Source organism: Streptomyces sp. NPDC001401 (assembly GCF_042895385.1).
Taxonomy (GTDB): domain Bacteria; phylum Actinomycetota; class Actinomycetes; order Streptomycetales; family Streptomycetaceae; genus Streptomyces.
In genome coordinates this window covers 399,727-422,488 of sequence record NZ_JBIAWI010000010.1, presented here as the reverse complement: position 1 = coordinate 422,488, position 22,762 = coordinate 399,727, and the positions used below count along the sequence as shown (strand labels likewise).

Annotated in this window: 16 protein-coding genes and 1 pseudogene; 3 read left to right on the top strand and 14 right to left on the bottom strand. The window is 72.1% G+C overall.

Annotated elements, in window-relative coordinates; all coding sequences use genetic code 11:
* Positions 1-234 precede the first annotated feature (234 nt).
* Positions 235-1,164: pseudogene (locus ACFY10_RS31755) on the top strand (SulP family inorganic anion transporter); the annotation flags it as partial.
* Here ACFY10_RS31755 and ACFY10_RS31750 read toward each other — a convergent pair.
* The 3 genes from ACFY10_RS31750 to ACFY10_RS31740 all read right to left on the bottom strand — a co-directional run bounded on the left by ACFY10_RS31750 (position 1,152) and on the right by ACFY10_RS31740 (position 3,481).
* The gene (locus ACFY10_RS31750) at positions 1,152-1,922 is read right to left on the bottom strand and encodes a class I SAM-dependent methyltransferase (RefSeq protein ID WP_390668638.1); all 771 of its coding nucleotides are present in this window, start codon (positions 1,920-1,922) and stop codon (positions 1,152-1,154) included. The pseudogene ACFY10_RS31755 and the gene ACFY10_RS31750 sit on opposite strands and share 13 nt — an antisense overlap.
* Positions 1,923-2,610: 688 nt before the next feature.
* Positions 2,611-3,111: an EamA/RhaT family transporter gene (locus ACFY10_RS31745; RefSeq protein WP_390668637.1), complete on the bottom strand. Its 501-nt coding sequence runs from the start codon at positions 3,109-3,111 to the stop codon at positions 2,611-2,613.
* 43 nt (positions 3,112-3,154) lie between these two features.
* On the bottom strand, positions 3,155-3,481 hold the full coding sequence (locus ACFY10_RS31740) for an SH3 domain-containing protein (protein WP_390668636.1): 327 nt from the start codon (positions 3,479-3,481) through the stop codon (positions 3,155-3,157).
* A gap of 182 nt (positions 3,482-3,663) precedes the next feature.
* Here ACFY10_RS31740 and ACFY10_RS31735 point away from each other — a divergent pair, with 182 nt between their 5' ends.
* Positions 3,664-5,775, top strand: a complete 2,112-nt coding sequence (locus ACFY10_RS31735) for a PQQ-binding-like beta-propeller repeat protein (protein WP_390668635.1) — start codon at positions 3,664-3,666, stop codon at positions 5,773-5,775.
* A 116-nt stretch (positions 5,776-5,891) separates the two neighbouring features.
* Here the strand turns inward: ACFY10_RS31735 and ilvD are convergent, their stop codons facing one another.
* The 4 genes from ilvD to ACFY10_RS31715 form a co-directional block, all read right to left on the bottom strand.
* Positions 5,892-7,745 (bottom strand): dihydroxy-acid dehydratase, encoded by a 1,854-nt coding sequence (ilvD, locus tag ACFY10_RS31730; protein WP_390668634.1) that lies wholly within the window; start codon positions 7,743-7,745, stop codon positions 5,892-5,894.
* Between the two features lie 135 nt (positions 7,746-7,880).
* Positions 7,881-8,495, bottom strand: a complete 615-nt coding sequence (locus ACFY10_RS31725; RefSeq protein ID WP_390668633.1) for a TetR family transcriptional regulator — start codon at positions 8,493-8,495, stop codon at positions 7,881-7,883.
* The gene (locus ACFY10_RS31720) at positions 8,492-9,313 is read right to left on the bottom strand and encodes a sugar phosphate isomerase/epimerase family protein (RefSeq protein ID WP_390668632.1); all 822 of its coding nucleotides are present in this window, start codon (positions 9,311-9,313) and stop codon (positions 8,492-8,494) included. The genes ACFY10_RS31725 and ACFY10_RS31720 overlap by 4 nt, the downstream gene beginning before the upstream one ends.
* 124 nt (positions 9,314-9,437) lie before the next feature.
* Positions 9,438-10,370, bottom strand: a complete 933-nt coding sequence (locus ACFY10_RS31715; RefSeq protein WP_390668631.1) for a Ppx/GppA family phosphatase — start codon at positions 10,368-10,370, stop codon at positions 9,438-9,440.
* A 71-nt stretch (positions 10,371-10,441) separates the two neighbouring features.
* On the opposite strand from ACFY10_RS31715, the gene ACFY10_RS31710 reads away from it, so the two are divergent.
* Entirely contained in the window at positions 10,442-11,290 is an 849-nt protein-coding gene (locus tag ACFY10_RS31710) for a hypothetical protein (RefSeq protein ID WP_390668630.1), read from the top strand.
* A 12-nt stretch (positions 11,291-11,302) separates the two neighbouring features.
* Here ACFY10_RS31710 and ACFY10_RS31705 read toward each other — a convergent pair whose 3' ends face one another.
* The 7 genes from ACFY10_RS31705 to ACFY10_RS31675 form a co-directional block, all read right to left on the bottom strand.
* Positions 11,303-12,991, bottom strand: coding sequence for a hypothetical protein (locus ACFY10_RS31705; RefSeq protein ID WP_390668629.1), 1,689 nt, complete (start codon positions 12,989-12,991; stop codon positions 11,303-11,305).
* A 161-nt stretch (positions 12,992-13,152) separates the two neighbouring features.
* Entirely contained in the window at positions 13,153-16,743 is a 3,591-nt protein-coding gene (locus ACFY10_RS31700) for an AAA family ATPase (protein ID WP_390668628.1), read from the bottom strand.
* Positions 16,740-18,041, bottom strand: coding sequence for a hypothetical protein (locus ACFY10_RS31695; RefSeq protein ID WP_390668627.1), 1,302 nt, complete (start codon positions 18,039-18,041; stop codon positions 16,740-16,742). Before ACFY10_RS31695 ends, ACFY10_RS31700 begins: the two co-directional genes overlap by 4 nt.
* Positions 18,038-20,098 (bottom strand): hypothetical protein, encoded by a 2,061-nt coding sequence (locus tag ACFY10_RS31690; RefSeq protein ID WP_390668626.1) that lies wholly within the window; start codon positions 20,096-20,098, stop codon positions 18,038-18,040. Before ACFY10_RS31690 ends, ACFY10_RS31695 begins: the two co-directional genes overlap by 4 nt.
* Positions 20,099-20,100: 2 nt before the next feature.
* Positions 20,101-21,174, bottom strand: a complete 1,074-nt coding sequence (locus ACFY10_RS31685) for an AAA family ATPase (protein WP_390668625.1) — start codon at positions 21,172-21,174, stop codon at positions 20,101-20,103.
* A complete protein-coding gene (locus ACFY10_RS31680; protein WP_390668624.1) occupies positions 21,171-22,205 on the bottom strand; it encodes a hypothetical protein in 1,035 nt (344 codons plus the stop codon). The genes ACFY10_RS31685 and ACFY10_RS31680 overlap by 4 nt, the downstream gene beginning before the upstream one ends.
* Positions 22,202-22,663, bottom strand: coding sequence for a hypothetical protein (locus ACFY10_RS31675; RefSeq protein WP_390668623.1), 462 nt, complete (start codon positions 22,661-22,663; stop codon positions 22,202-22,204). The genes ACFY10_RS31680 and ACFY10_RS31675 overlap by 4 nt, the downstream gene beginning before the upstream one ends.
* Positions 22,664-22,762 lie beyond the last annotated feature (99 nt).

The following is a 22,762-nucleotide window of genomic DNA, read 5'->3' as shown; positions in this document are numbered from 1 at the left end:
CGGGGCTCCGGTCTCGTCAAGGGTTTTCGCCAGGGGTGCGTTCGGTGGCGCAGGCGCGTGGCGGCGTGATCGGAAGTGGACGGTCCGGTTTGCATGCCTCCGCGTTCACCGGCCGGAAACGCGAACCGGATGCGGAACCAACTCCCGTTCCCGACAATGGATTTCACTTCGCCGTGCCTCTCCCCCGGCTCGGCGCCCACGCATCTCCCGCTCATCAACGGAGGTGCTGCTGTCATGCGCTGTCGCATACGCAAGGCCGATCTGTTCGCTTCCCTAGTCGTCTTCCTGGTCGCGCTGCCGCTGTGTGTGGGCGTGGCCATAGCCTCCGGAGTCCCGGCCGAGCTGGGGCTGGTCACCGGGATCGTCGGCGGGCTGGTCGCCGGAGCGTTGCCCGGCAGCAGCCTGCAGGTGAGCGGGCCGGCGGCGGGGCTGACGGTGCTCGTGTACGAGGCCGTCGACACGTACGGCGTCGAGGCGCTCGGCGTGCTGGTTCTCGGGGCCGGGCTGGTGCAGTTCGGGCTCGGGGCGCTGCGGCTCGGGCGGTGGTTCCGGGCCGTGTCGGCGGCCGTGGTGCAGGGGATGCTCGCCGGGATCGGGCTGCTCCTGGTCGCCGGGCAGGTGTATGCGCTGGGCGACGCGACCGCGCCCGCGAGCGGGCTGCGGAAGATCGCCGGGCTGGTGTGGCTGCCCGGGCGGGTGGATCCGGGGGCGTTGTCAGTGGCGGGTGCCACCATTGCCGTATTGCTGCTGTGGCCGCGTTGGCGCAGGGGTGCGCGGGTGGTGCCTGCGCCGTTGGTCGCGGTGGCGGTGGTGTCGGCGGTGACCGGGGTGTTCGGCCTGGATGTGCGGCGGGTCGAGGTGCGGGGGCTCGTCGATGCGGTACGGGTGCCGGAGGCGGCGGACTTCGGACGGCTTACGGAAGTGGGGGTGATCGGGACTGTTGTGGCGTTCGCGTTGATCGCGTCGGCGGAGTCGTTGTTCAGCGCGGCGGCGGTGGACCGGCTGCACCGGGGGCCGCGGACCGACTACGACCGGGAGCTGATGGCGCAGGGTGCGGGGAACGCGGTGTGCGGGGTGCTGGGGGCCTTGCCGATGACGGCGGTGATCGTGCGGAGTGCGGCGGCCCTGGAGGGGTGGGCCGCCGCGCGGGGTCAGGAGTTGGTGGCCACGAGCAGTTCCACGACGTAGGTCTCCTCGACGATCCCGTCCGGGAAGGCGGCGAGCAGGTGGTCGCGCTCGTCGCCGAGGATGGCCGCCCTGCGTTCCTCGCTCTGCACGAGGAACATCGAGTGGCTGCCGATGTTGGCGAGGTGCGTGTCGACCGTGACCGGGCGGCTCCAGCGGACCTGCCGGCGGGTGAAGTCGAGGCGGCCGGTGGGGTCGGCGAGAGCGGTGGTGGCTGCGTTGCCGGTCCTGTCGACCTCACGGGTGATGCCGAAGTGGCGCTCCAGGCGGCCGGCTTGGGCAGCCAGCCACGGGACGTCGAGGTCGGTGGTGTTCCACCACAGGGCCAGCGCTCCGCCCGGCCGCAGCACGCGCAGGGCCTCCGGGACCGAGCGGGCGGGCTCGGTCCAGTGCCAGGCCTGGGCGTAGGTGAGGAGGTCGGCGGAGGCGGTGGCGAGAGGCAGATCGTTGCCGTTGCCCCGGACGATCGGGAGGCCGGGGTTGGCACGGCGGAACTCGACCGCCATGCCGTCCCCGGGCTCCACGGCGACGACGTCCGCGCCGCGGGCAGCCAGGAGTGCGGTCGCAATGCCCGTGCCGGCGCCGATGTCCGCGACGCGGGCACCCTTGAGGGGGCGGCCGGCCAGGTCCTCGATCGCATCGAACAGGGCCGGCGGGTACGAGGGGCGGTTGGCGGCGTACTGGGCTGCGGCGGCGTTGAAGGAGTGGGCGCGGGTGGGCTGCGAAGAGGCGGTCATGAGGCCATGGTGGCGCGGGTTGGGTGCAGGGGGCAGCGAGTTTTTGGTGAGAGAGCGACGGTCCGGGAGGCGGGCCGGGTCCAGCAGCCGGGGCCGGGGTCCGTCCTGCCCGCCGAGCTCTGCGGCGCCTGGCTTGCCGCCCCCGGCTGAGCCAATCCCTGCAGCGCCGGGCCGAACGACCCAGCCGAACCAAACCCCGCGCCGCCGAGCCGATCGCCCCGGCTGAGCCGAGTTCCGGAGCAGCGGGCTGAGCCGAGTTCCGCGGCGGCTGCTGATCGGCGCCCATCTGAGCCGAGTTCTGCAGCGCCGGGCTGATCGACCCGGCTGAACCAAACCCCACAGCACCAGGCTGATCGCCCCTGCCGGGCCAAACCCCGCAGCAACAAGCTGATCGCCCCGGCCGGGCCAAACCCTGCAGCGCCTGGCCGATCGCCCCGGCCAGGCCAAGCCCCGCGGCGGCTGGCCCCTAGGCCCCAGCTGAGTCGACTTCTGCGGCGCCCGGCCGATAGACCCCGGCTGAACCCAGCCCCGCAGCACCAGGCCGAACGACCGGGCCAAGCCAAACCCCGCAGCGCCCGGCCGATCGACCCGCCCGAACCAAACCCCGCAACACCAGGCCGAACGACCCGCCCGAACCGAGTTCTGCAGCGCCCGGCCGAACGGCCCCGGCTGAGCGGAGAGACAGGTTTCAGGAGCGGCGGCGCTTCTTTGATGGGTTGCCTGTGCGGCGGATGTTGCGGTTCTCGTGTTGTTTGAGGGCCGCCTCGTACTCCTCGCGGTGGAGTTTCTCGCCGGGGGCCTCGGTGAGGGAGCGGAAGAAGTAGGCGAGGAGGGAGCCGACGAAGCCGATGGCCAGGAGGCCGCGGAGGGAGGCCTGGCGATCGGGGTCGGGGCGCTTGCCGAAGCTGTCCCAGGTGTTGCGGAAGGCGAGGGCGCTGCAGATCGCGAACATGGCGACGACGAGGATGCTCACGAAGGCGCCGCTGTCGGCGATTTGGAGGCCCTGGTAGGCGAGGCGGAGAACCAGGCAGGCGGCGACGGCGGTCGCGAGGGAGCCGACGGCGACTCCGATGCGGCGAGGGGTGTAGCCGTTGTCGTGGTTCACCCAGGCGGTGCCGAAGAAGCGGAGGGGTTCCGGGCGGGGGCCTCGGGAGCCCGCAGTGTACTGGGTGCCGGTTTCGTCGCTCACGGGACGATTATGGCTCCGGGGTGACCGCGGGCTCCCAGGGGGATCAGCCGCAGCGGGAAGCGACGTAGCCGTCGGTGCCGGTGAGGACGTAGGCGTCCGAGACGAACTGGCCGTCGTCGATGTTGTCCCAGATGTTCGAGGTGCCGTACGGACCCGTGACCGCCGTACCCGGCGTCTGGCAGAAGATCGGGACCTTGGCGCCTTCGGGCAGGACACGGACGATGCTGTACTGCGTCCCCGGGCCGCGGCGGACATTGAGGCGGACGCCCGGCGCGACCGAGTAGTAGCGCAGGTCCGCCGTGGCCGCGGCGGCCGCCGTGACGGTCTCCCCCTCGCCTCTCCCGGCCTCGTCGATGTGGTCAACAGACATGAAAAACCTCCCCCGTTGCGCCCCATGAAAGCCATGGGGTCCCGTTCATTCCCCTAAAACACGCCATGAAACACATGTACGTAACTGGCACACGAACGCTAGCAAGCCGCCTCCGTATCGCACGAGTCATCGACTAGGCTCCGTGCGTCGCGCGCGCGGACGAACAGTACGGGGGTGGTTCCATGGCGCCACAGCAGAACACCGGAGCGAGCGCGGAAGCGGAACTTCCCGAGTACGCCGGTCACTACCGTCTGGAGTCGTGCCTCGGCGCGGGCGGCATGGGTGTGGTGCATCTCGCGCGGAGCACCTCGGGGATGAAGCTCGCGGTGAAGGTCGTCCATGCCGAGTTCGCCAAGGATCCCGAGTTCAGAGGCCGTTTCCGGCAGGAGGTGGCGGCGGCGCGCCGGGTGAGCGGTGCCTTCACCGCGTCCGTCGTCGACGCGGATCCCGAAGCCGAACGGCCCTGGATGGCCACGCTGTTCATTCCCGGACCGACGCTCTCCGAGCATGTGAAGCGGAACGGCCCGATGCCCCCGGCCCAGCTGCGCCGCCTGATGGCGGGACTGGCCGAGGCACTGCGCGACATCCATCGGGTCGGGGTCGTGCACCGGGACCTGAAGCCGAGCAATGTGCTCCTTGCCGAGGACGGACCGAAGGTCATCGACTTCGGCATTTCTCGGCCAAAGGACAGCGAACTGCGGACCGAGACCGGCAAGTTGATCGGTACTCCGCCCTTCATGGCGCCCGAGCAGTTCCGACGGCCGCGCGAGGTCGGGCCCGCCGCCGACATCTTCGCGCTCGGGTCCGTCCTGGTGCACGCGGCGACAGGGCGCGGCCCGTTCGACTCCGACAGTCCGTATGTGGTCGCGTACCAGGTGGTGCACGACGAGCCGGACCTGACCGGCGTACCGGAGGACCTCTCGCCGCTGGTGCTGCGCTGCCTCGCCAAGGAGCCCGAGGACCGGCCCACTCCGGACGAGATGATGCGGGAACTGCGGTCGGTTGCGGCCTCGTACGACACGCAGGCGTTCATACCGGCGCAGCGGCGGACGGGCGAGACCCCGCCGCCTCCGGATCCCCGCGTCGAGGAGCCGGAGGCTCAGCAGCCGTCCAAGCGACGCCGCCTGCGCAAGAAGGTGCTGCTCGCGGCCGGGGCTCTCGTGCTCGTGGCGGGCGGGCTGCTCGCCACGGTTCAACTGCTCGGTGGGGAGCCCGCCCCGGCGCACGGCACGGCGCCCACCACGTCCCCCGCGGGGTTCCGTGCGTGGACAGCGAAGCCCGGGTCCGGGAGCGAAGGGCCGGTCCGGTGTTCGTACGGAGCGGGAAAGCTGCTCTGCGCGCGGCCCGGCCTGGTGTTCGCCCTCGCCCCCTCCGACGGCGCAGTGTTGTGGCGATACCCCACCGACACGGCCCGCTGGAGCGCTCCCCCGGTCCTGTCAGGTGGTCTCGTGCAGCAGCCCCTCGCCGACCAGGGCCGGCGTCTGGAAGCGCTCGACCCCGCCTCGGGCAGGACACGTTGGGAGCGGAAGGTGCCGGCGTACGACTCGGTGCAGCCGGCCGGGAGAATGCTCCTGCTGACCCATACCGACGGCACGGTGACCGGCGTGGACAGCGAGTCCGGCGACACCAAGTGGTCCCGGCCGATAGCGGGGCACAAGGCGCTGGCCTTCTCCTCCTTCGCCGGTGATCCTCTGACGTACCTGGCGAGCGTCTCCGGCGACGGGTCGAGCACGCGCGTCACCGCCGTGGATCCCGTCACGGGTGAGGTGCGGTGGGACGCCCGGCTGAAGGGCGCTCTGCAGCCCTTCGGCACCGCGGGCGGCTCCGTCTTCTTCACGGCTGTCGACAGGGTCTACGGCGATACGCAGGCGGTGGTCCGCTACGACCCCCGGTCCAGGTCGGCGCGCAAGGTGGCGCTGCCCCTTCCCCGTCAGAACGCCCACGCCACCGTGCGCGGGGACGTGGTTTATCTGCTGGCCGCCGGCGGCTCCCTGGAGGCCGTCGACACGGGCTCGGGCAAGCAGCTGTGGAACCTCGAGACCTCGGTGAGCCGGGGTTCGGCGCCGGTCACCGACGGCCGTCATGTCTACGTCAGCGCCGCCGACGGACGCCTGCTCGCCGTGGACGCCCGCAACGGGTCACTCGCCGGGCAGACCCAGGCACGGCTGGGCAGGAACACGGGCCAGGTGGTGGCCACCGTCCCCGAGCCCGTCCTCGCCGACGGCCACGTCTACGCCACCGCCCCCGACGGCACCGTCTTCGCCGTGAACGCCCGTAATCCGGAGGCCTGGTAGCGGGCGAAGCGAAAGAGGCCGCCCCCGAAGAGACGGCCCCTCCAAATCTCGGCCCGGCCTCGACCTCGGCCCGGCCTCGGGCTCAGCCCAGCTCCGGGCTCGGCCCGGCCTCGGGCTCAGCCCAGCTTCGAAACGTCCCGCACCGCGCCCTTGTCCGCGCTGGTCGCCATCGCCGCGTAGGCCCGCAGCGCGGCCGACACCTTCCGCTCCCGGTTCTTGGGCGCGTACACGCCGCCCAGGGCCTGCTCGCGACGGGCGAGCTCGGCGTCGTCGACCAGCAGCTCGATGGTGCGGTTCGGGATGTCGATGCGGATGCGGTCGCCGTCCTCGACGAGCGCGATCGTGCCGCCGGACGCCGCTTCCGGCGACGCGTGGCCGATCGACAGGCCCGAGGTGCCGCCCGAGAAGCGGCCGTCCGTGATCAGGGCGCAGGTCTTGCCGAGGCCGCGGCCCTTGAGGAAGGACGTCGGGTAGAGCATCTCCTGCATGCCCGGGCCGCCCTTGGGACCCTCGTAGCGGATGACGACGACATCGCCGTCCGTCACCTGCTTGTTGAGGATCTTCTCGACGGCCTCCTCCTGCGACTCGCAGACGACCGCCGGGCCCTCGAAGGTCCAGATCGACTCGTCGACGCCGGCCGTCTTCACCACGCAGCCGTCGACGGCGAGGTTGCCCTTGAGGACCGCGAGGCCGCCGTCCTTCGAGTACGCGTGCTCGGCCGAGCGGATGCAGCCCTCCGCCGCGTCCTCGTCCAGCGCCTCCCAGCGCTCGGACTGGGAGAACGCCTCGGCGGAGCGGACACAGCCGGGGGCCGCGTGCCACAGTTCCACGGCCTGAGGGGACGGGGAGCCGCCGCGCACGTCCCACGTCTTCAGCCAGTCCGCCAGGGACGGGCTGTGGACCGCGTGGACGTCCTCGTTGAGGAGACCCGCACGGTGCAGCTCGCCGAGCAGGGCCGGAATGCCGCCCGCCCGGTGCACGTCCTCCATGTAGTACGTGCGGTTCTTCGCGACGTTCGGAGCGACCTTCGCCAGGCACGGCACACGGCGCGAGACCTCGTTGATCTCCTCCAGGCCGAACGGGATTCCCGCCTCCTGGGCCGCCGCCAGCAGGTGCAGGATCGTGTTGGTCGAGCCGCCCATCGCGATGTCCAGGGCCATCGCGTTCTCGAAGGCCGCGAAGGTGGCGACGTTGCGCGGCAGGACCGTCTCGTCGTCCTGCTCGTAGTAGCGGCGGGTGATGTCCATGACCGTGCGGGCCGCGTCGACGTACAGCTGCTTGCGGGCCGTGTGGGTGGCCAGAACCGAGCCGTTGCCGGGCAGCGAGAGGCCGATGGCCTCGGTCAGGCAGTTCATCGAGTTGGCGGTGAACATGCCGGAGCAGCTGCCGCAGGTGGGACAGGCGTTCTCCTCGATACGGAGGATGTCCTCGTCCGAGATCTTGTCGTTCACCGCGTCGGAGATCGCGTCGACCAGGTCGAGCGTGCGGACCGTGCCGTCGACGAGCGTGGCGCGGCCGGACTCCATCGGGCCGCCGGAGACGAAGACCGTCGGGATGTTCAGGCGCAGGGCCGCGTTCAGCATGCCCGGGGTGATCTTGTCGCAGTTGGAGATGCAGATCAGGGCGTCGGCGCAGTGCGCCTCGACCATGTACTCCACGCTGTCCGCGATCAGGTCGCGGGAGGGCAGGCTGTACAGCATGCCGCCGTGGCCCATCGCGATGCCGTCGTCCACGGCGATCGTGTTGAACTCGCGCGGGATGCCGCCGGCCTCGACGATCGCCTCGCTGACGATCCGGCCGACCGGCTGCAGATGGGTGTGGCCCGGCACGAACTCCGTGAAGGAGTTGGCGACCGCGATGATCGGCTTGCGGCCGATGTCCGCGCCGGGTACACCGGAGGCGCGCATAAGGGCGCGGGCGCCCGCCATGTTGCGGCCGTGGGTGACTGTGCGGGACCTCAGCTCGGGCATCGTCGCTCGCTCCTTCGGAGAGTTCTGACTGAGTCGAGCGTACGCCCGTTGCTCCAAGGGATGGACACCGTGTCCGGAATGCGGGATGCACGTCTCGCTCAGAGGGCATCAGGGGCTGGGGGCCTCGAGGAGAGGTCAGGGCCCGGTCAGATGCCCCTGCACCACGGGCGCGACCCGCGCGATGATCTGCTCCACGTCCGCCGACGCCAGCGGCTCCACCTTGATCACGTACCGCAGCATCGCGCACCCCACGAGCTGCGCGGCCGCCAGCTCGGCGCGCAGCTCCGCGTCCGGCCGGTCCAGCTGGGCTGCGATGCGGCGCAGCAGCTGCGAGGCGATCAGCCGGCGGAAGACGGCGGCCGCGGCCTCGTTGTTGACGGCGGAGCGCACGATCGCCAGCAGGGGCGTACGGGTGGTGGGGTTCTCCCAGATGCCGAAGATGAAGCGGGTGAGCCGCTCGCCGACGCCGTCCAGCGGACCGTCGGCGACCGCCTCCGGTGCGTTCAGCGCGGGCGCGAAGGCGACCTCGATCGCGGCCTCGAAGACCTGCTCCTTGGTGCCGAAGTAGTGGTGCACCAGCGCCGAGTCCACGCCGGCCGCCTTCGCGATGCCTCGCACGGACGTCTTCTCGTATCCGCGCTCGGAGAACTCCTCGCGGGCCACGGTCAGGATGCGGTCGCGGGTGTCGGCGGATTCCGTACGGGTACGGCGGCCACGGCGTCGAGCGGTCGGGTCGGGGACCTCGGTCACGGTCTGGGCACCTTCACCGCGGAGGCGAGGTGGAGTCGTGTGAAGGCCAGCGCCTCCGCCAGATCGGCCTCTCGTTCGGCGCTGGACATGGCGCGGCGGGTGTTGACCTCGATGACGACGTGGCCGTCGAAACCGGTCAGGGCGAGACGTTCCAGCAGCTCGGCGCAGGGCTGGTTGCCGCGGCCCGGGACGAGGTGCTCGTCCTTCGCCGATCCCCTGCCGTCGGCGAGGTGGACATGGCCGAGACGGTCTCCCATGCAGTCGACCATGTGCATCGCGTCGGAGCGGGCCGTGGCGCTGTGACTGAGGTCGATCGTGAAGTGACGGTAGTCCTCCTTCGTCACGTCCCAATCGGGGGCGTACGCGAGCATCTCGCGGTCTCGGTAGCGCCAGGGGTACATGTTCTCGACGGCGAACCGCACGTCCGTCTCGTTCGCCATGCGCCAGATCCCGGTGACGAAGTCGCGGGCGTACTGGCGCTGCCAGCGGAACGGGGGGTGCACGACGACCGTGGTCGCGCCCAGCTTCTCGGCGGCCGCCTGGGCGCGCTGGAGCTTGACCCAGGGGTCCGTCGACCACACCCGCTGCGTGATGAGCAGGCAGGGGGCGTGCACGGCCAGGATCGGGATGCGGTGGTAGTCGCTGAGTCTGCGGAGCGCCTCGATGTCCTGGCTGACCGGGTCGGTCCACACCATGACCTCGACTCCGTCGTACCCGAGGCGCGCGGCGATCTCGAAGGCCGTCGCCGTGGACTCCGGGTACACGGAGGCCGTGGACAGCGCGACCTTCGCATCCGGGATGCACACTGGCTCCGCCATGCCGACAGGTTACGGGGTGCGGATGGCTGCTGCGGGGCGCCTATTCGCCGTTGTGGGGTTCGCCACGGGCGGGTGCGGGTGAGTTGTGGTTGCTCGCGCAGTTCCCCGCGCCCCTTCAGGGGCGCTACGCCGAACCCATGTGATCCAGTCGACGCAGGATCACGCCTTCCCTGAGCGCCCAGGGACAGATCTCCAGGCTTTCCACTCCGAACAGGTCCATTGCGCCCTCGGCCACCAAAGCACCCGCGAGGAGCTGGCCGGCACGGCCCTCGCTCACGCCCGGGAGTTCGGAGCGCTGGGCTGCTGACATTCCGGCCAGCTGCGGGACCCATGCCTCCAGGGACTCGCGCTTCAGGTCCCGCTGGACGTACAGACCCTCCGTCGACCGGGCCGCACCCGCAATACGAGCGAGCTGCTTGAAGGTTTTCGAGGTGGCCACGACGTGATCGGGGGCGCCGAAGCGGGTGAACTCGCCCACCGTGCGGGCGATCTGGGCCCTCACATGGCGGCGCAGAGCCCTTATGGACTCCGGGTCGGGCGGGTCGCCGGGGAGCCAGCCGGCGGTGAGGCGGCCGGCGCCGAGCGGGAGGGAGACGGCGGCGTCGGGCTCCTCGTCGATGCCGTAGGCGATCTCCAGGGAGCCGCCGCCGATGTCGAGGACGAGCAGCTTGCCCGCGGACCAGCCGAACCAGCGGCGGGCGGCGAGGAAGGTGAGCCGGGCCTCCTCCGCGCCGGTGAGGACCTGCAGCTCGACGCCGGTCTCGGCCTGCACGCGCGCGAGGACGTCGTCGGCGTTGCTGGCCTCGCGCACGGCGGACGTCGCGAAGGGGAGCACGTCCTCGACGCCCTTGTCCTCGGCGGCCTGCAGGCACTCGTGGACAACGGCGATCAGTTTGTCGACCCCTTGGGAGTCGATCGCTCCGCTCTCGTCGAGCAGTTGGGCAAGGCGCAGTTCCGCCTTGTGCGAGTGCGCGGGCAACGGGCGCGCGCCCGGGTGCGCATCCACCACCAGTAGATGCACCGTGTTCGATCCCACGTCGAGGACACCGAGTCTCATGTACGGAACGCTACTGCCAGCTGGGCGGTACTCCGTATTCGGAGGCGCTGCCGGAGCCGTACGCTGGTCCTGTGCCAAAGACGAAAAGGGCGAAGAACGACAAGTCCGCCAAGGGTTCCTCGCAGGTGAAGCCGGCGCGGCCGGCGAAGCTGTCGAAGAAAGCCAGGGAAGCGGACGAGAAGGGCCTCGACTTCGCCCGCGCGTGGGTGGAGTTCCCGGATCCGGCGGACGACGAGCAGGTCTTCCGGTGCGATCTGACATGGCTCACCTCTCGCTGGAACTGCATCTTCGGCAGCGGCTGCCAGGGCATCCAGGCGGGCCGCGCGGACGACGGGTGCTGCACGCTGGGCGCCCACTTCTCCGACGAGGACGACGAGAAGCGCGTCGCCGAGCATGTGGCGAGGCTCACGCCCGAGATCTGGCAGCACCATGACGAGGGCATGGAGCACGGCTGGGTGTCGGAGGACGAGGACGGCGACCGCCAGACCCGTCCCTTCCAGGGCTCCTGCATCTTCCAGAACCGGCCCGGGTTCGCGGGTGGCGCGGGCTGCTCGCTGCACATCCTGGCCCTGAAGGAGGGCCGCGAGCCGCTGGAGACCAAGCCGGACGTGTGCTGGCAGCTGCCGGTGCGGCGGACGTACGACTGGATCGACCGGCCCGACGACACCCGGGTGCTGCAGGTGTCGATCGGCGAGTACGACCGCCGGGGCTGGGGCCCGGGCGGCCACGACCTGCACTGGTGGTGCACGTCGGCGACCTCGGCGCACGGCGCGGGCGACCCGGTGTACGTGTCCTACCGGGCGGAGCTGACCGAGCTGATGGGCAAGGCCGGCTATGACCGCCTCGTGGAGCTGTGCGAGCAGCGCCTGGCCTCGCAGCTGCCGCTGCTGGCGCCGCACCCCGCGGACCCGGTCGGCTGAGGCGGCCCGCGCTCACGACGTCGTAGGGCTCGGGTCCCCGCTGTCGGCGGGCGGTGGTGTCGAGCCCCTCGGGTCGGTCGGGGCGGAGTCGGTGGGTGTGGGCTCCGGGCCGGGGGACGAGGGCGGTGCGCTCGGAGTGGGGTCCGAGGCCGTCGGGGTCGGTTCCGGGCCGGACGAGGGCGGCGGGGTGTCGGGGCTGCTCGGAGCGGGGGCGGTCGGGGTGGGCGCCGTGCCGTAGCCCTCGATGGAGACTACGGCGCCGGCCGGTGAGACCGTCACCCGTGCGCTCCAGGGGCCGGACGGCTCGCGCAGGTGGTCGACGTACACCTTGATCGTCAACGATTCGCCGGGGGCGAGCGTTCCCGACGACTGGCTGAGGTAGAGCCAGGCGGCTCCCGTGGACGCGGACCAGCGCACCGGCGCGGGTCCGGTCGCGGTGAGGGTGACGAGCGTGGTGTCGCCGTCGTGGCCGGCCGACACCTCGAGGTGTCCGGCGCCCTTCCCGCGGATGCCCGTGACGCTGATGACCTCCACGGAGATGTCGGGCTGGTGGCCCTTGCCGAAAGAGCCACCGGACCGGGTGCTGGCGTTGCCGGCGTTCTCGTAGCCGCCGCCCGACACCTCGCCGCCGAGGCTGATGGGGCCGTGTGCCTCGCTGGCGGTGGCGGAGCGGCCGTCCGCGCCCTCGGCCGGTGAGCCCCGGTAGGCGGCCCACAGGGCGAACACGGGGGCCGCCACCACGGTGGCGACGACCGTCGTCGTGACGGCACGCGCGCGTAGGCGGTCGCGGCGGGCGGCCCGGTCCTTGGGGTCCATCGGGAAGCCGCGCCGGTCGAACCGGGGAACGGCGGTGCCACGCGCGCGTGGCTGATGCGTGACCGCCACGTGCAGGGCCGCACGTGGCGCCTCGAGGACGGGCAGCTCGGCGGGGGTGATCATCGCGCCGGGCCAGCGTCCGGGGATCGCGCGCTCGGCGCTGCGGCGGCAGCGCGGGCAGTCGTCCACGTGCCGCACGAGTTCCCTGCGCAGCGCCGAGCTGAGCACCAGCTGGTTGTCGCCGGTGAGCCGGGCCACGCTCGGGCAGCCGCCGGTCTCGACCACGGCCAGGGCCGCGCGTGTGCGCTCGACCTCGCAGGCGGCGGAGGCCAGCAGTTCGCGGGCGGTGGCGAGGCCCAGGCCCAGTACGGCGGCGACCTCGTGGGCGGCGAGGTGGTGGCGCACGGCGAGTTCGAGCGCCTCGCGCTGCTCCGGGGTGGTGCCGGCGGCCTCCGGCCAGGCGAGCAGGGCGAGTTCGCTTCGGCGCTGCTCCTGGGTGTCGGCGGCGACAGGAGTGCCGGTCTGCCGCTGCTTCTCGCTGCTGTGGCGGCCCGCCGCGTGCGTGCCCTGACGTTTCTGCCTGGTCTCTGCCAGCTTGCGCAGACAGGCCCAGCGGGCCAACGCGTACAGCCAGGCGCGGCGGTCCCCCGGCGCCTGGGGGCCGCGGCGCTTCTCGGCGAGCGCCAGGGCCTCCCCGAGGGCCGCGGTCGCCGTGTCGTGGTCGCACAGCACGGACAGGCAGTAGGTGAACAGCCCGTCCAGATACGGCTCGTAGCGCCCGGGGGGCCGCTGCGCCAGCGTGCGCGCAGCGGCACGGTCACGTGCCTCCCGGCGCGCCTGGTCTGCGCCGGTGATGCGGGGCGAGGTCTCCGGGCTGCTGCTCATCCGTGGACCGTAGGCGGCTCGGGATGAACCCTTCTTCCCCCTTGAGCACTTTTAATCCATACGGGTGAAACGATCCCTCAATCGGGGACAGGAACCGCTTGTTCCGTGGCTGGTTACCGACTGCGGTGGCCGGTTCGCAGGGTGTCGGATCATGTGCCGACTCATGTGCTTGGCCGGCGCGCGGCGGGGAGGGGGGACTCGGGGTCGTCGTAGAGGAGGGAGAGGCGGCGGTCGCGGCCTAGGGTGCGCAATTGCCAGAGCTCGTGGGGGAGTTCGGCGAGGGGGCCGAGGCCTGAGAGGAAGTCCTGGACCTCGTCTCGTAGACGCAGACAGTCGGGCCCGCACTGCTTCGGGTGCGGGCCCGCAGTCCACAGGACCGCACCGTGGCCGTCCTTCAGCAGACGGGACATGAGGTCACGGCCGCTGCCCTGGCTGACTGGACCGCACAGGAACGGGATTCCGTCGGGCGGTACGGGAAACGACGGTGATGCTCCGGCAATCGGGAGGTGCCAGACCGAGAGATTTGGTGCCTCTCGCAGTTCCCGCCAGCGCGAGAGCCACACGGTTTCGGGGCGGCCCGCTCGGGCCATGTCGCGCAGCACCAGGGGGACTTGGGTGCCCAGGTCCGGTGAATCCGGATCTTGCCCGGTCGGCCATCGGTGCGGCGCAAGGTCGAAGTGCCCCAGGGGCAGGGCGAATTCGAGCCGGTCGGGGTCGTCCGTGCGCAGCCTCTCGTCGAGCGACGGATGCAGAGCGGCCGACAGGTCGGAGACTTTCACCGCCGAGCCGCTCTCGCCCCAGGGCTCCCAGCCGGACCCCCGAGACACGTGCAGGGCCCAGCGGACGGAGGAGGAACGGAACGGCGCAGTGGCCACCGTCACGAGGAGACGGCACACGTCAGGAGCATGGTCCCGGCGAATGCGCTGGGCGCGGCCGAGGGCTCGTACGGCGCTCTCAGCATCCCCGGCACGGGTGTAGGTCTCGGCGGCGACGGTCCAGGTGTTGGAGGCCTCCGGGAAGCGGCGCAGTTCCTCGTATGCCTCCGCCTGGACCTCCTGGGCCCAGGCCTGGCGATCGGTGTCGGCCAGGGAAACGAACAGCGACAGTGCCTGGGCAGCGACGGTCAGGGCCTCTTCCGCACCGCCGGTCCTACGGAGCGCCTCGGCGTAGTTGACCAGGGCCCAGGCCGTGCCGAACTGACTGCTGAGAGGCTGGTACAGGCTGGTGGCCTGAGCCAGGTGAGCACGGGCTCCGTCGTTGGCACCTATCGCGAGGGACAGCCGCCCGAGGTTTGTGATCGCCTCGGCTTCGCCCAGGTGGTCGCCCAGGCGCCGCAACGTCTTCTGCGCCTTGCGGTGGGCCTCCTGAGCGGCATACCAGTCGCCTCGACCGACACGGACCAGGCCCAGGGCGTCGTCCGTCTTGGCGATACCCCATTCGTTGTCGAGCGCCCTGAACAGGGCTGCCGCCTTCGCATGCGCCTCTGCCGCTTCGACCAGCCGGCCGGCCCCGTGCTGCGCAGCGCCCAGCAGATTCCACAGCTGCGCCTGCCTGTGGCGGCTTCTCTCCTGCACAAGCGCCGTGTTGCAGCATTCGACGCACGCGTCGCAGTACCGTCGCCAGTTCAGGTAGACGCCCAGGTGGAGGGCGAGATCGCCGACCAGCGGGCTCTCACCGAGTTCGGGGACCTCCAGGACCAGGGCGATCAGGTTCTCGCACTCGCCGTCCAACCACTCCAATGCCTGCGGAAGTTCCATCAGTTCCGGACTCTCGTTGCCGGGCTCCGTGACAGCCAGTCCCAGGCTCGCGACGGCCGCCTTCGTCCGTGCCGTGCAGAAGGGGCCCAGGATCCTCCAGGCGTCAACCCGCTCGGCATGGGCGGCCTCGTCCCCGCGCACGATGTGCTCGACGTAGGCGTGCACCAGAGTGGGCAGGCGCCAGCGTCGGGTCGAGTCGTTCCATGTGACCAGACCGGCCGCCACCAGAGGCTCCAGTCGCTCCACCCGGTTGCCCAGCAGCCTGACGGCCATCTCCCTGCCGAGATCACCGCGGGGAGACAGCGCCAGCCAGCGCAGCGCCTCCGCCTGTTCACCGGGCAGGCTGCGGTACTCGGCGTCGTAGGCCTGCTTGAGGTCATCGAGGGCGTCGAAGATCCCGCCCGCCCCCTCCGCCCGGGCAAGCAGGTTGTCCAGCCCCCTGGGAAACCCCCGGGCGAGCCGAAGCGCCAGCGGCACTCCGCCACACAGTTCGGCCAGGCGGGCCGCCGAGGTGGGATGGCTGCCGTCGGGGTCGACGACTGCCGCGGCGGCCTCGGAGGAAAGCGGCTCCAACATCACCGTCTTCGTACGCGAAAACTCCTCCGGCCTGCGGCGCGAGGTGGCCAGGACATGGAGGCGCGTCCGCAGGGAGGCGTCCCCCACCGAGGTCAGCCACTCCCATGAATCCAGTGCGTCGCACACGAAGAGCGCAGGGCCGGAACGGTTCCGGAGCCAGGACTCGATCTGGTTGCGCACCTCCTGTACGCCCGTCCCGCCGGAGAGGTATCGCACTCCCCCGGGGAACCATCCGCGCCGCATTGCCTCGTGAGCCGCCGCCACCGCGAGTGCGGTCTTGCCCACGCCGGGCATGCCGGTGAGCACGGAGGCGTTGGGCATCCCCACCAGAGCTCCGGCCGGGTCCAACAGGTCGAGGAGCCTGGACAGTTCGTCGTCCCGCCCGACGAACTCGTCCGGATCCGGCGGCAGCGCCAGCGGATCGGCAACGGGGTCGACGGCACGTAGCACCGCGACCATGGCATCGACCGCCCGGTCCAGCGCCGTACCCACGGCACAGACCGTGAAATGCTCCGCAGCGGGCACGGCATACGCAGCCGTCAGGCAGTCGCTGTTCTCGCCGTCTGCGGTCACAGCCTCGAAGTACGCGCTGCTCCCCAGCGCCTCGCGGGCGGCCATGACCAGGCGCTCGGAGGGCCGTACGGATCTGCTGCGAGGCCTCGGCAACACCTCCGTGGCCACGACGACGCCGCCGCCGTACTCCTGCCACTTCGTGCCTCGGCCCAGCACGACCGACACAACGAGCGGCACCTGGAAGTCCTGGCTGACCCTGTACACCGCCTCGCGGGTCTCCGGCTGTGACCACCAACCGCTCGCCACGAGAGCCACGCGCCATGACGTACCCGGCAACTCACCGATATCGACCTGAGTGCGGACTCCGTATGTACGCCGCTCCACCTGGACCAGCCGGGAGCGCAGCACACTGGCCAACAGCCCCGACCCCGGCATGACCATCACGGTCCCGGTCGGCTGCCGGGACTCCCCGCCCCCGCCCCGCACCGCCTCCCGTGGCAACGGCACCTCGATCTCCGGCACCGGCGGTCCCACCCCGCCGACCCGCACCCCCAGCCGCTCGCTCCGGAACGGCACCCCGCCCGCGGTGATCAACGTCAGCTGCAGCTCGGTCTCCAGCCCCTCCGGGCCCTCCGGCGCCTCCCCGATCGCGTAGGTGACGAAGCGAGCGGGCCCGTACGTCCCCCCGAACCGGTGCAGCACCAGGGTCGTGTCGCCGACCGACTCCACCGCGAGCCGGGAGCCGCCCTCGAGCATGCAGCCGATCTCGTACTCCTCGGTGTCGTAGGGCCACGGGCTCGACCCGGTGTCGAACTCGACGTCCACGGTGACCAGGTACTTGCGCCCGTCCTCGACGGACTCGGGCCAGCTCACCAGGGGTTTGAGGCGGACGGAAGGACTGGTCACGGGGCCTCGTCCCCTTCCGGCGCTTCCAGGGCCAGCGTGGTCCCCGGGTGGCCGAAGTAGGCGTACATGAAGCTTGTGAAGAAGCCCTCGATCGCTGCCTCGGCACGGCCGTCGTCGCCCTCGACGACGGCTTGCTCCGCCTGTCGCGCATAGTCCGCACGGTGCGCGGTCAGGGCGTCGGCGAGGTTGACCGGTCCCTGCTGCGCGTTCCTGACCAGGCGGGCCGCGAAGTCGTGGGCGTGGACCTTGCTGACCTCCGCGAGGGTGGCGATGACCGCGCCGGCGCCCCAGCGCAGAAAGATCTCGGCGAAGTTGCGGGGTACGGCGGCGTTGTAGCGACGGTCGACGACCGGGCGGGCGGAGACACAGGAGTTGATCAGCACGGCGGCTCCGGTGGCGTGCAGGGCCGGCATCCTCCAGTCCTCGTCGAGTTCGGGAAACGGGACGCCGCCGAGCGTGAACTCTTCGACGTCTTCCGAGTACTTGCCGTGGCAACGCATCAGAAGCAGGCCGAAGTCGGTCTCCTTGTCCCTGAGGCGGGCGTGCAGATGGCGCATCGTCGTCGACCGCTCCCCGACCTCGTGCCGGCGCACGCTGTCCGAGGGGACGGCGAACTCCGGGTCCTCGTAGACGAGTACGCCGCCTCGGCAGTGCCGGGGGCGGGCGTCGTAGCGCCAGGCGCGGGAGGCGTCGTACACCGTGGTCCAGCGGATGACCGGGAGTGCGGCGCCGATCCAGCCGCCCGTGTCCGCGGGGGACGTCTCGTGCAACGGCTGGCGGTACAGGAGTTCCCACGGGATCTCGTGCGAGGTGTGGTCCCAGACGACCAGCCGCGGGTTCTCGGCCGCTCTCAACCCGTCGACCCAGTCCGCCAGTACCGTCTCCGTGCGCCACCAGCCCTTGACCAGCCGATAGGTGGCGCGCCAGCCGGACCTCTCGCCCAGTTCGACGAGACGGGCCGGGCCGAGGCCGGGCTGTCGCCGCTGGTCGAGGTCGGTGGGCCGGTTCGCACCGCGGACCCTGCCCCGGTGGTGCAGATACAGCTCGAAGCTGGGCCGTCCGGCGTACGTGGTGTTCTTGACGCACAACAGGGCGGTTCCGGGCGGCAGTTCGGCGGAGAGCTGGGCGTTCTCGGGGTCGAAGCCCTGGGGCTCGGGGGGTTCTTCGACGCCGTCGAGGTCGTACTCGGCGTCGTGGTCATGGAGGTCGCGGGGCGGGTACGGCGTGCCGTTCTTCTGAGCCGGGGGCGCCTCGTCGGCGTACAGCCTGCCGCGCAGGTTCAGCGGCTCCGTGGTCATGGCAGCTCCGCCGGTCTGCGCCGGGGGGCCACGACGAGGGCCGCGCCGAGGGCCTCGGCGAGCTGCGCGGGCAGTTCGGCGTACTGGTCGAGGTCCGGGGCCACGACCACCGCCCGCAGCCGGTTCAGCGTCGAGGCCGTGGCCGCGACCCGCAGGGCGTCCGTCACACCCTCCCGCCGCACTCCGCTCGGGGTACGGCCGCGCAGGCTCGCGTCCAGGGGTACGTTCCCGCGGCCGTCGGTGACGACGACGAGCAGGGCCTCGTCGACCACGGCACGCCCGCGGCGCAGGAAGCGGCGCAGTTCGTGGATGCCGAGGTCGAGGGCGTGCGCCAGGGGGCTGGCGGTGCCGGGCTCGCGATCGAAGGTGTCCAGGACCGCCGGGTCGAGCAGCGAGGGGACGCGGACGCGTTCGGCGCACAGGTCGAGTTCGGCGGTGCGGTGGCCGAACTCGACGACCGTGACGGCGGCGTTCGTCTCGTACGCCCAGCGCAGGTGCGGGGCGAGGGCGGGGGCGGGGTCCCAGTCGCGGCAGGAGTGGTCGAGCACCAGGACCAGGGCGTGCGCGGGCTCCGGACGGCGACGGTACTGCCGCAGGTCCACGGCGCGCAGGGCGAGGGGCCGGTTCGGGTGTTCCGGGTGTGTCGGCTGTTCCTGGTGTTCCGCGTGTGCGGCGGATTCCGGGTGCTCCGGGTGCTCCGGTTGAAGCAGTCGGGACGTGGCCGCCTGGATCATGCTCGGCACGAGCGCCAGGTCGTGCACGTCGTTGGCGCGCATCGTCCCGACCGGGCGGCCCTGCAGCCGCCGGGCCGCGCTGCGCCGGCGGCCGGGCGGGCGCAGCGAGCCGAGCTGGGGCAGGGCATCCGGCGAGTCCTCCGGGTACGGGTCGGAGTTCGGGTACGGGTACGGGGGCGCCGTCGCGGGAGGCGTCACCGGGGCCGCGGGCAGGGGCTGCGGCGGGGCGGGGGCTGCCACCGGGACGGGCGTGGGAAGGGCGGCGGTCGGGGTGGGCTGCGCCTCGGCGGACTCCGGGACGTGGCTCGGGGCGGCGGGCGGCGTTTCCGGGCGGAGGTCCGGGCGGGGCGGAGGTGGCGTGATGCCCAGCAGCACGGCGGCCTCCGTGACGTGGTGTGCTTCGACGCGGGGGTGTTGGGAGGCGGGCGGCGCTTGGACGCCGGGGCGCTGCAGCGCGGACGGCGCTTCCGCGCGGTGCCCGTCCGGCTTCCTCTGCTCGGCCTCCGCCGCCGCTTGGGCCTCGGCCTCGGGGCCCGCCGCCTCCGCCACGGCCTCCCCCTCCGCCCCCGCCCGCGCCGCAAGCGCCCGGGCAATACGGGCGAGGCCCAGCCCCCTCCGCATGCCCGTGTCCGGAGGGACCAGGCCGACCGCCAGGTCTAGTGCCTCCGGGGTCGGCAGGGGCCGCCGGCCGGTCCCGGGGACGTAGGGGAAGGCCGGCAGCGCGGCGACGAGGGCCTCGCGTTCGGCGGGCAGGTCCCAGAAGCGGTCCGTGCCCAGGCGCCACAGCGCCTCGTTCAGGTGCTCCGCCTCGACGCGCAGCGGGAATCGGTCCAGGAGGTGCGGTGAGAGCCGGGCGGCCTCGGTGCGGTCCGCGGCCGCCAGCCAGTGGGCGCGCGGGTGCCAGCGGAGGCTGTGGCCGTGCATCTCGACGTGGGCCGCGTCGGCGCCGAGCAGGGTCACGGCGGCACGGACGACGGCGGGACCCGCCTGGCAGAGGTCGGGGACGAGGACCACCGGGGGCGCGGCTCCCGGCTCCTCGACCAGCAGTCCCGGTACGAGGCGGAAGCCGTCGTCGCCCAGCCTCGGGCGCAGCCACAGATCCTCCTCGCCGAGCCACGAGCCCAGGGTGCGGACCGCTCCGCCCGTCCCGGTGTGCGCGGCGAGCCAGGCGCCGAGCGGGGGCAGCAGCTCCGGGTCGAGGCCGAGGAAGAGGATGCCGCCCGCGCCGGGTTCGGTGGCGAGGCAGGACAGCAGCGTGAGGGCCCGGGTGACGGCGTCCTCGTCACCCGCCCTCCGTGCGGCGTCGGCAGTACCGTCCCGCACGATCAGTCCCGGCTGTCCGAGAGCAGTTCCTGTACGAGGGTGTCGTCCTCCTCGCTCCACACCGGGAGCGTGCCCGTGTCGCCGCGCCCCCTGCGGTGGACGAGCGCCGGTTTCGCGACCTGGCGCAGGTGCCGGCCGGTCACCTGCCTGTCGTTTTCGATCGCGGCGAGTGCGCGGGCGGCCCTGAGCAGGACGATCTCCCCCCGGTGCCCGGCGAGCCGGAAGCCCTCGGCGAGGGCGGCGCAGCCTTCGTAGACCTCGGGCCCGCAGGTGACGTCGGCGAGGCGCAGGCGTGCCGCGTCCAGCTCGGCCCGCTTCTCGGCGTCCAACCGCAGCGCCTCCGCCATGAACTCCGAGGCCGGATCGCCCCGTTCGGCCTCGAAGCGCAGCACGGTCTCCACGATGCGCCGCCGCTGCCGCGCCTGGGACTCGGACTCGACGGTGGCCACCAGGCCGAAGCGGTCCAGGAGTTGGGGGCGCAGCCCGCCCTCGTCCGGGTTCATGGTGCCCACCAGGGTGAACTCCACGTGCTGGGTCTGCTCGGAGCGGTGGTCGCGTTCCAGGGCGAGGATGCCCGTGGAGGCCGCGTCCAGGATGATGTTGACCAGGTAGTCGTCGAGGAGGTTGATCTCGTCGACGTACAGCATGCGGGCCTTGGAGCGGGACGCCTGCACGAGGAGTCCGTCGGACTTGCGCGGTCTGCCCCGCATGAGTTCCTTGATCCGCCAGCCGCCCAGCACCCGGTCGTCGGTGGCTCCGATCGGCATCGTCACGGGCAGGCCGCCGACCGCCATCTTCGTGAAGGCCCGCACGGTCGTGGTCTTGGCGGTGCCGCGCTGCCCGGTGGCCAGCACCCCGCCGACGGCCGGACACACATACGCGATCTCCAGCGCGGTCCGCAGCTCCTCCTGGCCGACGAGCAGCGCGTACGGCAGCACGGTGTCGAGCGCGGCGGCCTCCTGGACGGCGGCGTCGTGGTCGAAGTCGCCGTATCTCCCGGGCAGTTCGTCCGTCATGTGGTCGGTCACGCGCCCCGTCGTGTCATCCGTCGTGTCATCCGTCGTGTGGTCGGTCATGGCTGTCCCTGTCCCTGTCCCCCGGTCGGGCCCGGGGTCGGTTCCGCGGTGTACCGGAAGGCGGGTGGCAGCGGTACGCCCTGGCGCCACAGGTCGCACCACCACGCCGCGAGCTCCCGCTCCTTCGCCGGGTCGTCGGGGACCTTCGTGCCCAGGGCCTGCAGCAGCGCGAACCGGTGCAGGTCGAAGGCGACGTGGAGTGACTCGCCGTACGCCAGGGCCGCCTGCACGGCGCCACGGCAGGCGACCCACGACACGACGAGCGGCACCAGCTCCAGCGCCAGCCACCAGCCCGTGCGGGCGAGCACGACCGCCGCGACCAGAGCGGTCGCCGCCGTCGTCACCGCCATCCGGGCCGCGCCGTCCACCGTGTCCCGCCGGTCGTCGACCACCGCGCGGGTCTGCTCGCCGAGCAGCGGGTACAGCCGGGGCCACGCGACCACGGCGTCGTAGCCGAAGGCGCGGCCCGCCGTGTCCTCCGCGGCGGCGAGGGCGTTGCCGAGGGCCGTGGGGCGGACCAGATGGTCCAGGAGCGGGTAGCGGCGGCGCAGTTCGGCCCCGGCGACGCCCGCCCGCTGGACCGCGTCGGGCCCGGCGACGGAGTCGGGGACGGTCCACGCGCGCGGAGATCCCGGCGGGAAGGGGCCGACGGAGGGCAGTTCCGCCCGCTGCTCCCAGGCCTTCTTCCGTCTGATCTGCCGCTCCCGGGCCCACTTCGCGCCCAGCCGCTCGGGCCACGCCCCTTCCAGCAGCCGCACCATGGCGGTCTGCAGCGGAGCGAGCAGTACGGCGACGAGGGTGACTCCGAGAACGAGCAGCACCACCTCGCCCACGCCGAGCGCCGTCGCCGTGGCCCAGGCCCTGCCGAACCTCAGACCGCCGCCGACCGGGGCCGCCCAGCCGCGCGCGCCCGCCCAGAACAGCAGCAGGACGAAGAACACGGCGGCGTACGTCGGCAGATATCCGACCAGGAAGAACCGCCGTCCCGCGCCGAGCGCGGCGGGCGGCTGCAGCGCGGCGTCCAGCTTCATCGCACCAGCTCCATGGGGCCGTGGTCGGCGGCCGGGCACCGCGGGTGCAGCCGCTCGTCGTAGTACGCGCGTGCCTCGCCCACCCCGCACACCCGGCACACGAACAGGACGATCCGGTACTGCGTCGACATGCCGAGCAGCCCGGCCCGGTCTCCGGCGCCCCACTCCGCGCTGCCGTAACCGGGGGGCGGGGCCCCGGCGACCCCTAAGGACGCCTGCACGCGCGCGTGGCTGCTGATTCCGATTCCGGGCCCCTCGCGCGGCAGCCCCGGCACCCGGATCGCCACCCCGCGGTACTCCGGATGGGCCAGGAAGAGCGCATCGAGCCGACGGGCGACCTCGGGGGCGCGGTCCCGGTCCGGGTCGACCTCGATGGCGGACTCGTACCCCGTCAGCCCGGTGTCGACGAGACCGCCGTACAGCTCTCGCGCCCACCTGATCCGGTCGTCCTCCGACACCGGCCCACCCTTCTGCCCCCGCGGTGCGGCCCCTCCACGACATGTCCCGCCATGGCGTTCGGCAGTCGCGATTCTACGAAGATCGACCACCTCGGGGAG